At 60.1% G+C, this 14,607-nt stretch carries 14 protein-coding genes; 10 read left to right on the top strand and 4 right to left on the bottom strand.

The features are described from left to right. Positions 1-11 precede the first annotated feature (11 nt). The 6 genes from sS8_RS19135 to creD all read left to right on the top strand — a co-directional run bounded on the left by sS8_RS19135 (position 12) and on the right by creD (position 7,038). Entirely contained in the window at positions 12-1,322 is a 1,311-nt protein-coding gene (locus sS8_RS19135; RefSeq protein WP_119631161.1) for a DUF58 domain-containing protein, read from the top strand. Between the two features lie 25 nt (positions 1,323-1,347). Beyond that, complete coding sequence (locus tag sS8_RS19140; protein ID WP_119631162.1) at positions 1,348-2,154, top strand: BPSS1780 family membrane protein; 807 nt, start codon at positions 1,348-1,350, stop codon at positions 2,152-2,154. A 6-nt stretch (positions 2,155-2,160) separates the two neighbouring features. Further along, the gene (locus sS8_RS19145; protein ID WP_119631163.1) at positions 2,161-2,892 is read left to right on the top strand and encodes an RDD family protein; all 732 of its coding nucleotides are present in this window, start codon (positions 2,161-2,163) and stop codon (positions 2,890-2,892) included. Positions 2,893-2,896: 4 nt separating this feature from the next. After that, on the top strand, positions 2,897-3,598 hold the full coding sequence (creB, locus tag sS8_RS19150) for a two-component system response regulator CreB (RefSeq protein WP_119631164.1): 702 nt from the start codon (positions 2,897-2,899) through the stop codon (positions 3,596-3,598). Continuing rightward, positions 3,595-5,028: a two-component system sensor histidine kinase CreC gene (gene creC / locus sS8_RS19155; RefSeq protein WP_119631165.1), complete on the top strand. Its 1,434-nt coding sequence runs from the start codon at positions 3,595-3,597 to the stop codon at positions 5,026-5,028. The genes creB and creC overlap by 4 nt, the downstream gene beginning before the upstream one ends. A 612-nt stretch (positions 5,029-5,640) precedes the next feature. Beyond that, positions 5,641-7,038 carry a cell envelope integrity protein CreD gene (gene creD / locus sS8_RS19160; RefSeq protein WP_119631166.1) on the top strand — a complete coding sequence of 466 codons (1,398 nt, stop codon included), beginning with the start codon at positions 5,641-5,643 and terminating at the stop codon, positions 7,036-7,038. Between the two features lie 99 nt (positions 7,039-7,137). On the opposite strand, the gene sS8_RS19165 is transcribed toward creD, so the two are convergent. Further along, entirely contained in the window at positions 7,138-8,940 is a 1,803-nt protein-coding gene (locus tag sS8_RS19165) for a bifunctional metallophosphatase/5'-nucleotidase (RefSeq protein WP_119631167.1), read from the bottom strand. Positions 8,941-9,400: 460 nt separating this feature from the next. Here sS8_RS19165 and pstB point away from each other — a divergent pair, with 460 nt between their 5' ends. After that, positions 9,401-10,243, top strand: a complete 843-nt coding sequence (pstB, locus tag sS8_RS19170) for a phosphate ABC transporter ATP-binding protein PstB (protein ID WP_119632894.1) — start codon at positions 9,401-9,403, stop codon at positions 10,241-10,243. Here the strand turns inward: pstB and sS8_RS19175 are convergent. Beyond that, positions 10,224-10,439: a hypothetical protein gene (locus sS8_RS19175; protein WP_119631168.1), complete on the bottom strand. Its 216-nt coding sequence runs from the start codon at positions 10,437-10,439 to the stop codon at positions 10,224-10,226. The genes pstB and sS8_RS19175 overlap by 20 nt on opposite strands. A gap of 225 nt (positions 10,440-10,664) precedes the next feature. Further along, positions 10,665-11,678, bottom strand: coding sequence for a magnesium transporter (locus sS8_RS19180; protein WP_119631169.1), 1,014 nt, complete (start codon positions 11,676-11,678; stop codon positions 10,665-10,667). Positions 11,679-11,954: 276 nt separating this feature from the next. Between sS8_RS19180 and sS8_RS19190 the strand changes: the two genes are divergently transcribed. From sS8_RS19190 to sS8_RS19200, 3 genes are all read left to right on the top strand, one after another. Beyond that, positions 11,955-12,788: an EcsC family protein gene (locus sS8_RS19190; protein WP_197716577.1), complete on the top strand. Its 834-nt coding sequence runs from the start codon at positions 11,955-11,957 to the stop codon at positions 12,786-12,788. Positions 12,789-12,906: 118 nt separating this feature from the next. Further along, the gene (locus sS8_RS19195) at positions 12,907-13,200 is read left to right on the top strand and encodes a DUF5132 domain-containing protein (RefSeq protein ID WP_119631172.1); all 294 of its coding nucleotides are present in this window, start codon (positions 12,907-12,909) and stop codon (positions 13,198-13,200) included. A 3-nt stretch (positions 13,201-13,203) separates the two neighbouring features. Then, positions 13,204-13,680, top strand: a complete 477-nt coding sequence (locus tag sS8_RS19200) for an HMA2 domain-containing protein (protein ID WP_119631173.1) — start codon at positions 13,204-13,206, stop codon at positions 13,678-13,680. 62 nt (positions 13,681-13,742) lie between these two features. Here sS8_RS19200 and sS8_RS19205 read toward each other — a convergent pair whose 3' ends face one another. After that, entirely contained in the window at positions 13,743-14,333 is a 591-nt protein-coding gene (locus sS8_RS19205) for an HNH endonuclease (RefSeq protein WP_119631174.1), read from the bottom strand. Between the last annotated feature and the right edge of the window lie 274 nt (positions 14,334-14,607).

Genomic DNA, 14,607 nt, shown 5'->3' on the forward strand with positions numbered 1-14,607 from the left:
CGGGTTCCCGCATGCTCCTGCCCAGTCGCGTCCTGTTGATCGCGCTGGCCGCCTGGTTCGGCCTTGCGGGTCTGTCGACGTTCTGGCCGTGGTGGCTGCCGGCCTGGCAAATTGCCGGTGTTTTGCTGCTGAGCGCGGCGGCGGCGGATGCCTGGCTGGCCTTGAGTCGGCGTAATCCGGTTCGGATCCGACGCGAGATCAAGGACGCGTGGCCCGTGGGCGTTACCCAGACCGTGCATCTGCGGCTCGCCTGTCCGGACCGCGGCGCCGCCGGCTGGGTGTTCGACCGCCATCCCGAGGCTTTCTCCGCCGAGGGTTTGCCCTTGTTTTTCAGGCTCGAGCCGGGGTACTGGGCAAAGGTCGGCTATACCGCGCAGCCGCTGGAGCGGGGCGAGCATGCGTTCGGCCCGATTGAGCTGAGGCTTGTTTCGCCGCTGCGGCTGTGGCTCACTCAATACCGGGTCGGCGGCGGGGAAACGGTGCGGGTATACCCGGATTTCGCAAAGATCACCCGCTATTCGCTGTTGGCGACCGATAACCGGTTGTCGCAGATGGGGGTCTTGCGCCGCCAGCGGCGCGGCGAAGGCCTGGATTTTCATCAGCTGCGGGAGTACTGCCCGGACGATGCCTTGCGGCAGATCGACTGGAAAGCCACTGCCCGCAGGCGCAAGCCCATAGCCCGCGAATATCAGGACGAGCGCGACCAGAACATCGTGTTCCTGCTGGATTGCGGCCAGCGCATGCGCGCCAAGGACGATGGCCTGTCGCATTTCGACCATACGCTGAACGCGTTGCTTTTGTTGTCCTATGTCGGCCTGCGCCAGGGCGACGGCGTGGGATTGTCGACCTTCGCGCAGGCCGAGCCCCGGTTCTTCGCCCCGCGTAGGTCGCTGACCACTGTGCAACGCTTGCTCAATGCGGTGTACGACCTGCAGCCCTCGCTGCAGACGCCCGATTATCTGATGGCGAGCCAGGCTCTGAGCGAGCGGCTGAGCAAGCGCTCGCTGATCGTGCTGCTTACCAATTTGCGCGACGAAGACGAGTCCACCCTGGCGCCGGCGCTGGCCCTGTTGAGGCGGCGGCATCTGGTGCTCCTGGCCAATTTGAGGGAAACCTCGCTGGACGCTGTCCTCGGCGAGACGGTGATCGATCTGGATGGCGCCCTGGCTTATGCGGCGGCGCTGGACTACCGCCGTGGGCGCCGGCGGCAGCTGGCCGACTTGCGTGCTCAAGGCATCACCGTTCTGGATGTCGCCCCGGCGGAACTGCCGGTGGCGCTGGTCAACCGCTACTGGGACATGAAGCGTAGCGGTGTTTTTTGAATAAACCAAAAAAAGAGAGGTATTTATGGAAACGCCCGGCCAAGATATGTTTTCGAAGAATGAGCCGCACAATCCCTTTCAGGCGCCCCGTTCGCGGGTGGCCGATCCGGTTTCGGAAAATTCCGGCGTACTTTTGGAAGCGCCGAAGCGGAACAGTGCCGGAAGCGGTATGACATGGTTGAGCGAGGGCTGGGATTTGTTCAGGAAGGCTCCCGGGACCTGGATAGGAATTGTCGTCGTCTGGTTTTTGGTGAGTATCGCCATGAACCTGATTCCGGTCGTGAATCTGTTGTCCAGCCTGGTCTACCCGGTGCTGACCGGCGGCTTGATGCTGGGATGCCGTTCTCTCGAACAGGGGCGGGGACTCGCCTTTGGCCACCTGTTCGAAGGATTCCAGAGCCATTTCGGAAAGCTCGCACTGGTCGGTTTGCTGTATCTGTTGGGAGCCCTCGTGGTCGCGGGGGGAGTGTTCGCGGTCGTACTCGGCGGCTCCGGTGCGCTGGGCATTTTCACGGGAACGCCGCCGGATGAGTCGACCCTCTTGATGGTGATGGTGGCCGCCTTGATCGCATTTGCCCTTCTGGTTCCGCTGATCATGGCTTTCTGGTTCGCGCCGGCCTTGGTCGTGTTTCATGACAAGAGCGCGGTCGAGGCCATGGGGCTCAGCTTTCGGGGGTGTCTGGGCAACATCATGCCGTTCCTGGTCTACGGTATCGTGGGCTTTATAGCGGCGATCGTCGCGACGATTCCCGCCGGCTTGGGGTGGTTGGTCCTATTGCCCGTGTTCATCGGTTCGACATACAAGGCATATCAAGACATTTTCACTGCTTGACCGCCCATGCCCGCCTCCGCCACCGTTTCTCTCGACACCGTCCGGTCGGTCGCGACCCCGGAAGGCTGCGAGCTCAGGCTTCGCGTCGCCGGGCCGGTGGCGCGGGCGCGCGCCTTTCTGATCGACGCCGCGATCCGTTTCTCGATTTTCGTGGCGGCCGTCGTCCTGCTGCAGTATTTCGGTTCATTCGGCCGGGGGCTGGTGATCTTGGCTTATTTTGTTCTCGGCTGGCTGTACAACATCGCGTTCGAGGCCTTGAACAACGGCGCCACGCCGGGCAAACGCCTGTGCCAGTTGACGGTCTTGCGCGAAGACGGGACGCCTGTGGGCTGGGACGCCGCCTTCATAAGGAATACCCTGCGCTTCGTTGACGCAATGCCGGTCGGCTACGCCTTCGGGCTCATCGCCATGGGTTGCAATGCCGCCGGCAAGCGGTTGGGCGACATGGCGGCCGGGACGGTCGTGGTGCATCGGACGGATGCCGCGCAATCGGCGGTTGCCGATGATTTTTCGGAGGCCGAACTGCCGCCTTTTCCCCTGACCCCGGCCGAGCGGCATGCGCTGATCGAGTACCGGCGGCGTTCCGCCACGCTCACCGAGGAACGTGCGGAAGAGTTGGCGGAATTGGCGGTGCCGCTGACCCGGGGACTTGCTCCGGCGCAAGGGCGGCGGAAACTGTTGCGCATCGCCAATTTTCTGCTGGGGCGAGAGGTTTCGGTCGGCGGCAAGACGGATTAAGTGAATGGCCGATCGCATTCTCATCGTCGAAGACGAGCCGGCGATCGCGGAAACCCTGACCTATGCGCTCGGCAGTGAAGGTTTCGTGCCGGTGCATGTCGGTTTGGCACAGACCGCCCTCGATCGACTCAGGGCGGAGGACTTCGCCCTGGCTATCGTCGACGTTGGGCTGCCCGACGCTACCGGGTTCGAAGTCTGCCGCGAGCTCAGAAAGTTTTCCGAGCTGCCGGTGATTTTTCTCACCGCCAGGACCGACGAAATCGACCGCATCGTCGGCCTCGAAATCGGCGCCGACGACTATGTCACCAAACCTTTCAGCCCCCGAGAGGTCGTGACCCGAGTACGAGTCATTCTCCGCCGCAGCCGGGGCAACGGCCTGGCCGCCGGCAAGGCGGCGCATCCCCCTGGTTCGGCATTCGAACTGGACGGCGCTGCGGCGCGCGTCCGCTACCGCGGGCATCTGCTGGATCTGACCCGGTACGAATACCTGCTGCTGAAACTTCTGATCGAACACCCGGAACGCATCTTTTCCCGCGAGCAATTGCTGGAACGGGTTTGGCAAGAACCGGCGGCAGTCTACGATCGCACCGTCGACACCCACATCAAGACCTTGCGCGCCAAGCTGCGCGCGATCGATCCGACGCACGATCCGATCCGCACCTACCGTGGCCTGGGCTATGGTTTGAGCGGCCAGGCTCGAGCGTGAAGCTTTCGGTTCGCCTGTTCCTCGGATATTTTTTCATCGTCGCCGTTGCCGGCCAGTTGGTGCTGAACCTGGTGGTTCGAGAGATCAGTCCCGGCGTGCGCACCGCCCTGGAAGCCAGCCTGGTGGATACCGCGAATCTGCTCGCGGAACTGGCCGCGCCGGATTTACGGCAGGGACGCCTCGCCACCGGCCCGTTCGCCGAAGCGATTCAGCGCTATGCGGCTCGCCCGGTTTCCGCTCAAATTTTTCATTTTCCCAAGCAAAGCCTCGATTACCGCGTATACGTCACCGATGCGCACGGCGTGGTTTTGTTCGACTCCGCCCACCAGGCGGTGGGGCAGGATTATTCGCGCTGGAACGATGTTTATCTGACGCTCCAGGGTCGCTACGGCGCGCGCTCCTCGCCCGACCCGTCGCAGACTGCCGGCCGTTCGGTCATGCACGTGGCGGCGCCGGTGCTGGCCGGCGACGAGCTGATCGGCGTGGTCACGGTGGCTTATCCCACCGCGCTGTTGCAGCCCATCGTCGAAAACAGCGAAGCCGAGGTACGCAGGGACGCGCTCGCGCTTTTCAGTGCGGCGCTGCTATTCGGGGCATTGTTCAATTGGCGCCTGACGCGATCGATAGGCTCGCTGGTGGCTTATGCCCGGGCGGTCACAGCCGGCAGGAAGGCTCCGGCCCCAAGGCTGCGCAGCTTGGAAATGGCGACGCTGGCCGAAGCGCTGGAGTCGATGCGGGAAAAACTGGAAGGCAAGCAGTATGTGGAACGCTATGTGCAAACCCTGACCCACGAGATGAAAAGCCCGCTGGCCGCCATACGCGGCGCCGCCGAGTTGCTGGAAGAGCCCATGCCCGATGCGGCCCGGCGCCGTTTCGCCGGCAATGTCAGAGAGCAGGCGGAACGCCTGGATCAGTTGATCGAGCGCATGTTGGGACTGGCGGCGCTGGAGCAGCGCCAGCAATTGTCGGAGCCGGTTCCGGTGGATTTGGGGCATCTGGTACAAGCGGTCATCGACGAGAAAACCCCGCTGTTGGCCCAGCGTCGGCTCAAGCCCGTGGTTTCCCTGGGCGAAAGATTGTACATACACGGCGAGGCTTTCCTCTTGCGGCAGGCGCTGTCCAATCTCATCGACAACGCCGTGGCTTTTTCTCCGGAAGAATCGGTCTTGGAAGTCTACGGCGAGCGGCGCGACAGTATGGTCGTTCTCCGGATTCGCGATCATGGCATCGGCATCCCCGCTTACGCAGCCGATCGGCTGTTCGAGCGCTTTTACTCGCTGCCGCGCCCGGATACCGGCCGCAAAAGCACGGGATTGGGCCTGTCCTTCGTGCGCGAAGTCGCCTTGCTGCATCAAGGCGGCATCGAGGTCGTCAATGCGAGCGGCGGCGGGGCGGAGGCGATTCTGAGCCTGCCCGCCGTCCATTGTTGACCCGGCCCAAAATAACGTTCGCCCTGAGCTTGTCGAAGGGCACTCGGCTTGGGGCTTCGACAAGCTCAGCCCGAACGGAATCAATAGGGTATTTAAGGGCCGGATTAATAAGGACGCTCTGATTAGAGCATTTTTCGATTCGGTGTAAGGGATCCCGATAGGTAGGTCGGCAATCCTTTGCCGACGTACCGGCTCGGCAAAGGGCTTTGTCGGCAAGGGTCGCGACTAAAGCGACCGTTTGCGATTGGGAAGGGATTGCCGACCTACAGTCTTCCTTCCCGACACGAATCCGTACACCGACATGAAAAACGCTCTAAGTCCTTCGACAGGCTCAGGACGAACGGTAACGTATTGATTCCGTTCTTGGTGAGGCAGGCTACCCATCGGCTCCGCGTAACCCATCGATTCGAGGTCGATCGGTGGGTTACGGCCTGGCGGCCTAACCCACCCTACTAATATCCCTCGGAATTTCAGGCCGCCGCCGCGGCCGAGTCAGTAACCGGTAAACTTCACCCCCGCTTCACAATTCCCACACGCAGGGCACATCGTCCCATCACCGGCAGCAGGCATCCTGAACCCGCTCATCATCCACACGTTTCAGGAGAACCTGTCATGCGTAAATCGTTTTGGCTCAAGACCGGCATCATGTTCGGTCTTACCCTCTTGCTGCTCGTGCCCCTGGGCATGATCGAAGGTCTGGTCGGCGAGAGAGCTGCGCGGCAGCGGGCCGTTCTCTCCGATATCGCCGCCAGTTCGGCGGGATCGCAACAACTGTTCGGGCCGGTATTGGCCATTCCATATGCGGAACACTGGATCGAAGTGCTGGAATCGAAGGCGGACGGTGTTCCCAGACGGGAAGAGAAGCAGCGTGTCGACAACCGCGTTCTATATTTCTTTCCCGAGCAATTGGACCTGAACGGTTCTCTGACTACGGAAATCAAACGTCGCGGGCTTTTCAAGGTACGGTCCTATGTCCTGAATGCGGAAGTGAAAGGGCGGTTCAGCCTTCCGGCCGGGTACGCAAAGCCCAAACCCGTACACAACGGCAGGATCGTCATCGGAATTCCCTACGCTTCCGTGGTGGTAACCGACATGCGCGGGGTACTGGAAGCGCCCGGAATGAGCTGGGACAGCCTCGATTATGCCTTCGAACGCGGCGCGGAGCTTCCCATCGATCAGGTTTCCGGGATGCACGCCGACGTCGGGTTGCGGACCGACGCGGAAGATCCGGTCACGCTGCCGTTTGCGTTCAGCCTGAAGCTGCGGGGGCTCGAGGAGCTCCACTTCGTACCGGCCGGCAAACAGACCCGGGTCGTCTTGTCTTCCGATTGGCCCCACCCGAGTTTCCAGGGACGCTTCCTCCCGGATCCGCAGGGACAGAAAGTCGGGCCGCATGGTTTTCGTGCGTCCTGGTCGGTGAATGCGCTGGCGTCCAATGTGGCCGAGGACTTTTACCGGTGCCGGAATATCGCTTGTTTCGACAGCTTCGGCTTGAGACTGGTGGACCCGGTCAGTATCTATTCGCTGTCCGATCGGGCGACGAAGTACGGCTTTTTGTTCGTGTGCCTGACTTTCGCGTCGATTTTTCTGTTCGAAATCCTGAAATCCCTGTCCATCCATCCGGCCCAGTACACGCTGGTGGGCCTGGCTCTGGCCATGTTCTTTCTGCTGCTGCTGAGTCTTTCGGAGCATATCCCTTTTGCTCTGGCCTATCTGGTCGCCGCCGCTGCGTCGGTGGGATTGATCGCGTTCTACCTGAGTGCCGTTCTAGCCAGCACCCGGCGCGGTTTGGGGGCTGGCGCCCTGCTCGGAGGATTGTTCGCCTGCTTGTACGGCTTGCTGCAATCGGAAGACAACGCCTTGATGCTGGGTTCTCTGCTCCTGTTTGCGCTGCTGGCCGCAGCCATGGTGGCGACGCGGCGGGTGGATTGGTATCGGCTGGGGCTTACGCCCGCCTTGCCGGAAGATTCGTCTCGGCTGAAACCGGGAGAACCGGAGGTTATCAGTTAGCGGGAAGAGCCTGCGGAACGGGCGTAAAGGCGCCCGTTCCATGCTCGCTGCGTCCGTCCGATGATCCCGGAAGCGGCGACAGGCACCGAGGCACCGTTCTCAGGGCAGCCGCAGAATGCGATCCTGCGAACCGGGCGCGATTTGTACACCCGGCGTGGCCGGATCGGAATCGGCTTCCGGATCGGCGAACCAGGCTTCGAGGGCGTCGAGATCCTGGGCACCGCCGAGGCGATCGGTGCCCAGCTTCAGTACATGGAATTTGTCTCCGCCATCTGCCAGGAAGCTGTTGACGGTGATCCGATAGCTCGCGGCCGGGTCGATGGGCGCGCCGTTCAGGCGAATGTCTGCCGGGTCGACCTTGTCGCAAGCGGGACCGCCGGCCGACCACTGATAGGTGAAGCCCCTGGAGACCTGCAGGATGCGGTCGAAGGCCTGGCCGGCATCGCCGTCCGGATAGTTGAATGCCGCCGGCGCGTTATCGGCACCGCAGCCGGTGAATTGCTGTTCCAGCAGGATTTCGATCTGGGCGCCGGTCAAGGTCATGGTGACCAGGCTGTTGCCGAAGGGCTGCACGGTAAAGCCTTCGCCGTAGGTTACGTTGCCGGCGCCTTCGCCTGCCTCGCTGGATTCGTAGGTCAGGTCGGCGCGTATGCCGCCCGGATTCATGAAAGCGGCGACCGCCTCGCCGAAACCCGGAGCGTCGGTTGCTTTCAGCTGCGCATCCGCGATCACGTCGCCCAGGGGGGACTCGCCGGCCGCGTTGCCGGCGCGGGTGATATCCGCGGTGACGGCACCGATTACCCGGTTGGCTATGGGTTGGGCCAAGGCCTTGTAGCCGTCGACGACGGCCTTGATGCCGGCGTCCGGGACGACCGTCGTATCGCTCCGATCCACCCGGATATTGGTGGCGCGGACCGCCGTAACGTCGCGGGTTTTCCGGTCGATGGTCAGGTCGATGTCGGTCAGGATACGGCCGATGGAATTGGCGCTGGTCACCGGAATTTCCCGGCCCGCCCGGTTCGCGATCATGCAGTTGTAGGCCTGGTGGGTATGACCGGAAATCACCAGATCCACGGCATCGTCCAGTTGATTGACGATCGGCTTAATAGGCGTTCCGTCCAGGTTGCCGACGCACTGGTTCATGGTCGTGGCGTTCTGGGCGACGGGCTGGGTGCCGCCCTGATGGATCAGGACCACGATGGCTTCGATCCGTTTCTTCCGCAGTTTGGGGATCAGTGCGTTGACCGTGGCGGCTTCGTCCCTGAATTCCAGCCCGGCCACGCCGGAAGGCGTTACGATCGTCGGCGTTTCCTTCAGGGTCATGCCGATGAAAGCGACGCGGACGCCGCCGTAGTTCTTGATGACGTAAGGCGGGAATAGCGTTTTGCCGCTACCCGTGTCGACGACGTTGGCGGCGAGAAACTTGAAGCGGGCGCCGGCAAACGTGCCGTCTCTACGGGTCGGGGCTCCGACCGCGGCCCCCTGGCAGGAATTCGGATCGGTGGGATGGCAGCCGCCCGTCTGCATGCGCTTCAGCTCGTCCCTGCCTTCGTCGAATTCATGGTTGCCGACGGCGTTGATTTCCAGTCCGGCCATGTTCATCGTCTCGATCGTGGGTTCATCGTGGAACAGGGCCGAAACCAGCGGCGTGGCGCCGATCAGATCACCCGCGGACACCACGGTGGCGTAGCGGTTTTCGCTTTTCAGTCTTGACAGGTAGCCGGCGACCCAATCCACACCGCCGACCGGCTTGCCATCCAATGAGCCCGGCGATTCGAGCTGGCCGTGGAAATCGTTGAGAGCGACGAGCTTGATCGTGGTCTTGGGCGCGCGCCCACCGGCGCAGGCGGTGCCGGCGACCAGAATCAGCGTCGCGACACAGGCGATCTTGGGGAGTTTCATAGGGTGATGTTCCTCGGTTCAGTCCTAAAAGCGTCACGTGGTTTGCTCGGGCGGCACGGGGCCGAACAGCGCAAGACCCGCTCCGTCGGCGTATGGAAAAACGGTTTGACGGGAGAGAATCCTTTTTCGGTTCTCTTACCCTGCCTTCTCTCAGCGAGAGTTCTTGATAAGGGCATCGCCTCCGAGGCAGGTAGCTGCCTATCAAACAGCATCCGTGTTAAGACCGCCTGACAGTCTCGTTACCAGGGCGTTAAAGGCGGAGAAACGGTCATTAAGCTGAAACTCGGGAATTCCATACTTTTCGGGTCGCGCCTTATCGAAAATTCAGCGCGTAGTGTCCGCCGTCGGAAAGCAGGGCCGGTTCCTGTTCCTTGATTCGGGAGGGGCGGATTGGGGTTAGGCTTGTCCAATCATAGAGGAGCTACGGCCGGAAATGGTTGCCCATCCGGAATGTTGGGACATGGAGAACGAATTCAGGGAGATCCCCGATATTCAGGACTTCGCCGAGGAACCGTTCGGTGTTCCTGTGGGTGAGTCCGACGTGGACAAACCCTGCGTACGGTGCCGAAATATCAATGTCCATTATGGATCCAAGCATGCGATCCGGAACGTGAGTCTCGACGTCCGCCCGCGGGAGGTTCTGAGTCTGATAGGTCCGTCGGGTTGCGGCAAATCGACCTTGTTGCGCTGCCTGAACCGGATGAACGATCTGATCCCGGGCTGCAGGGTCTCGGGCGTGGTCGAGGTTAACGGCTCGGATATCTACGGCCGCGAGATCGATGTCGTGAACCTGCGGAAACAGGTCGGCATGGTGTTCCAGAAACCCAACCCTTTTCCCTGGTCTATTTACGAGAACGTCGCGTACGGCCCGCGGATTCACGGACTCGTCGATAGCCGGGAAGATCTTGACCGCGCCGTCAAGGCTGCGCTCAAGCGTGCCGGCCTTTGGCAGGAGGTGAAGCGGCGCCTGGATGAGCCGGGGACGAGCCTGTCGAGCGGACAGCAGCAGCGGCTCTGTATCGCCCGAGCCCTGGCAGTCAAGCCGACAATCCTTCTCATGGACGAACCCTGTTCGGCGCTGGATCCGATCGGTGCCGGCAAAATCGAAAGTCTCATCGAGGAATTACGGCAACAGTTGACGATCGTGACCGTGACCCATTCGGTGCAACAAGCCGCGCGAGTGTCGCAACGCACGGCTTACTTCCACTTCGGACGCCTGATCGAGGTGGGGGAAACCGACCAGGTTCTCACGCACCCGCGCCACCCGTTGACCGAAGCTTATCTCACCGGTCGGATCGGTTGATCGTTCGGAGGATTTCGAAGTGGCCCTGGATGAGGTGGTCGACGAATTCGGTCCATACCATTCGGCGGGTGGGTTCGAGCTCCTGCGGCCAGGCGGTTTCCTCGTAGCTGATCAGGACCGTGTTGGTGTCCGCACAAAGTTCGACGATCTGAAAACGGTAGCCTGTGAGATGATCTATTCCGATATGTGGATGCATGCACTCCGGCTCCGGCTTGGCAAAAAATCGGTTAACGACATGAACAAACTCCTGGGCTTTCCCTCCTGTCCGTGAGACCAATTCCTCCGTCTTTCGATGCCAGGGTAAACATTAAAACGTCAGTATAAAGAAAAGAACAGTGCCATGACGGAAACGCTCCGTACAATAAGCAAGACAGTACAAATCGAGGCGGAAGGACGTTCGCGTTCGGCGCCGCACCGCGTCCTAAAACAGGAAGAAATTGACCGCAGCAAAGTAGATGAGCAGGCTCATGACGTCTTGCAGAATGGTTGCAAGTGGGCCGCTGCCGTAAGCCGGGTCCGTTCCCAGTTCCCCCAGCAGCCAGGGCAGAAATAAACCGATGGTCGTCGCCACGCAGCCGGCCGAGAACAGGGCTACCGCAACCGCCAGCCCCAAATAAAGGTCCGCGAAGATCAGCCAGACGATAGGGAGAGTCACGACCGCCAAGGTCAGGCCGATCAGCACGCCGGTGCGCATCTCCCCGCCCAGCAGCGTGCGTAGGTTCGCATGGGAGAGCGATAATCCGCGTACGGCAATGGCTTCGGTCTGGGTGCCGATGGCATCGGCGATATAAACCAGTCCCGGAATGAAAAACGCGATCGCAATCCGGTCCTGTAGTTGCGCCTCGAACTGCGCAACGACCTGGGTTGCCAAGGCACTGCCCGCCAATCCGATCAGCAGCCAGGGCAAGCGATCCCGCGCACGCCTCAAGGGGGCGGATTCCATGGCTTCCCGGGCTTGATGATTCTCGCGTTTGATCCCGGCAAGGCGATGCAAATCCTCTACATGTTCATGCCTCAAGATGTTCATCAGCGCCAGCGGCGGCACCACGCCGAGGAAATGTCCTCCGTGGTCGACTACCGGAACCACGGACAATCGATGATGCAGGGCCAAGGAGGCCAGTTTTTCCTGGTCTTCGTCCACGCGTACCGAAGGTATTCCTTGCACAGCATCGTTTAAAGGCGTCTCTGCGGGCAGGGCTATCAGATCGGCCAGGGCAATAACCCCGACCAGCCGATCTTCCGGATCGGTGACGCAGATTGTGTGCGGGTGATCGAAGCGATGTTCCTTTAAGCGGGCCTGAACGTCCGCCGGGGTGTCGCTCAAATAGGCGCGGGGAACGCTGGCTGTCATGTGGGTGCCGGCCGTCTCACCCTGGTGATGATTCCGCTTTCGATTTTTGGCCGGGCGTTTTTTCTTTTCGATGGATTTTTCCATGGTCGTTCATTATGTGGCTGTTCGATTGGGAGCGACTAAAAATGAATAGGTTCGAAGATGCAGGCGATTCGTCACAGTTTAGATTTCCATTATGAAGACTCGAGGGCAATCTCTCGATTCAATTTTGTGCCCGGTCGCGATGCTTGGATAGCGCAGTCCGATGCTTGGCAATGGATGTAGAGAATCGGCACGCTATCCACTTTCGTCATAAAACCGTAATCTCGCGACGCTAATTTCCGGGTTCCGACCAGCGGTTTGACCGAAAAACGGACCACTATGAAGAGCATGCCCATGGCTTTGTCGCGCGAAGATTTCCTGAGTCTGAAGCGTGCGTATCAAAATCTTGAACAGCCCAGCCTTGCCATACGGTTAGCCGACAGTATAGGTACACCGATCGAGACGGGATTCAAGCTTTTGCCCGTATTTTGGCGCAAGCGTTTGCAACGCTGTACCGAACATGCCATCTGGAAGGCTTTGGGCACGGCGGTCGCGAGTTTGGAAAATAAACCGGGCACCGCATCAAGCGACATGTGCCACAAGCTGATGGGGATCGCGACCGGGGCGGTCGGCGGCTTTCTGGGCGGTCCCGCGCTGCTCGTGGAACTTCCTTTTACGACCACGATCATGCTGCGTTCGATTGCGGATATCGCCCGCAGCGAAGGCGAGAATCTCGATGATATCCGAACCCGCCTGGCCTGTCTCGAAGTGTTCGCCCTGGGAGGGCGCTCGAACCGCGATGATGCCGCCGATGCCGGTTATTACGGGGTGCGCATGGCTTTGGCAATGTCCGTCTCGGCAGCCTCCAGCCATATTGCTCGGAACGGACTGGCCGGTCGCGCCGGTGCGCCGTTGCTGGTGGATTTCGTTTTAATGGTTTCCAGCCGTTTCGGCATTACGGTCTCGGAAAAGATCGCTGCCGAGATTATTCCCGTCGTCGGCGCGGTCGGAGGCGCTTTGATCAACACCGTGTTCATTCAGCACTTTCAGGATATGGCGCGCAGCCACTTCACGGTCCGCCGTCTCGAGCGGAAATACGGGGCAAGTGTGGTACAGGCCGAGTATCATCGGTTACACAATCCCGAATACGGTCTGCTGCTCGCGGCGGCTTAGTCCCCCGTTTGAACTTTTCGTATTCCCCGGCCCGCTGGCATAATAGCTTTGGCCTTGAAGCGGGCCGGGGTTTCGTTTTTCATAGAACGGGATATTTCTAGGGTCCAGGGAGATTTCAATGGCTGGTCTCGGCGATTTGCTAAAAAATGATCTTGCAAAGGGCGTCGCGCTCGGGCTCGGCGTGGTGGCCGCGGGCGTGGTTCTGGCTCCGGCGCTGCGGCCGGCGGCACGCGCGGCGGTAAAAACAGGCATACTGCTCTTCGAAAAAGGCCGGGAATGGACGGCGGAAGCGGGCGAAACATTCGAAGACCTGGTGGCCGAGGTTCGAGCGGAATTGGCGGAGCAGGCAGCGGCAGCCGAAGGATTGGACGCGGCCCAGCAAGCCGCCGCGGAAAATAGTCAGAAAGGCTGAACGATGGTCTCGGCCTTTATCGTTCATGAACTTTCCGGCCGATTTCGATTAAGAGTTCCCGACAAACGTAATGATAAGGCTTTTTTCGATGTTCTGGCCGACCGTCTGAGCGAGTGTCCCGGCGTTACCAATGTCGAGTTCAATGTGCATACCGGCAGTGTTCTGCTGTTTCATGCTGCGGCGGTCCCTGCATCCGATGTTATAAGGTATGCCGAGCAAGCTGAATTGTTTTCCGTCAAACCCTTGCCGGCAACAGCCGCCCGGACGCTGGGGCAACAGGCTACCAAAGGTCTCGAGGCGTTCGACAGAGGGCTTGCCTCTCTGAGCGGCGGGTTAGTCGATTTGCAGTCGGCTTTTTTGGTTTTATTGGTGGGAATGGCGATTTATCAGGTGAGGCGCGGGCAGGTTCTTGCGCCGGCCGTGCCCTTGCTTTGGGAAGCAATCCGTCTGGTTGGTTCGGGCAAAATCGGCAAGCACTGAGCCGGTTGTGCTTGCATCATGGCAGTTCGAACGTTCTAAGTCCTCCCGGGCTTCCCGAGGTGCTAACTCAAGCGCTGATGCAAAGGGCTTTTGCGGGGAAAATGCGCTTTCAGAAATTCCATTTGATCGGTCAATACCCGGCGTCCCTGTAAATAGACGTATTCTGCATGTGTCGGGGTGAACGGAATGGCCAGTAGCTGCATTCCGGCTTGTTCCGGGGTGCGCCCCGCTTTATGGTTGTTGCAGCGCTTGCACGCGGTTACGACGTTGTTCCAGGTGTCGGCTCCTCCGAGGCTGATCGGGGTGATGTGGTCACGGGAAAGGTCCCGGTGGAGGAACCGGTGGCCGCAGTAGAGGCAAAGATTGTTGTCGCGGCGGAACAGGGCGGGATTGCTCAGAGGCGGCACGTAGTTGGGGTCGATGCCGTAGCCGTTGTTATGATGATGGTAGGTGGCGATGATCGAATTGACCTCGATCAGGCTGCGGTTGCCGGTCCTGGCATTGATGCCGCCCCTCAACGTGTACAGGTGGGTACCGCAGCTATAGGCTACTTCGCCGAGATGATAAAGTTTTGCCGCCTGTTGGTAGCCTATCCATTCCAGCGGCATGCCGGAAGCGTCGGTACGTAATACCTGTAAATGATAAATCTCCATAGATCCTCCATCGATAAACAGTTGTCTTTCATTGCAAGATGGTTAAACGCTTGATTTTCGGTTAGTGTCGTCGGACGACTTATCAACAGTGTATTCAAATTGTTTGTCAAGGAAAAATGTGAATCCGTGAAGCTGCGAACCCGTTTTTCAAAGCCTCTATAAGTCTTTGATAAAAATATAAATATAAGTTTTGACCAAAAGTTTTACAATTTAATGAAAGCCTAGTCGCCATGCTTTTTCCGGCAGTCTCCCGACACCTATTCCACAAAGTTAT

It is taken from the genome of Methylocaldum marinum (genome assembly GCF_003584645.1).
In the GTDB taxonomy this organism is placed as follows: Bacteria; Pseudomonadota; Gammaproteobacteria; order Methylococcales; family Methylococcaceae; genus Methylocaldum; species Methylocaldum marinum.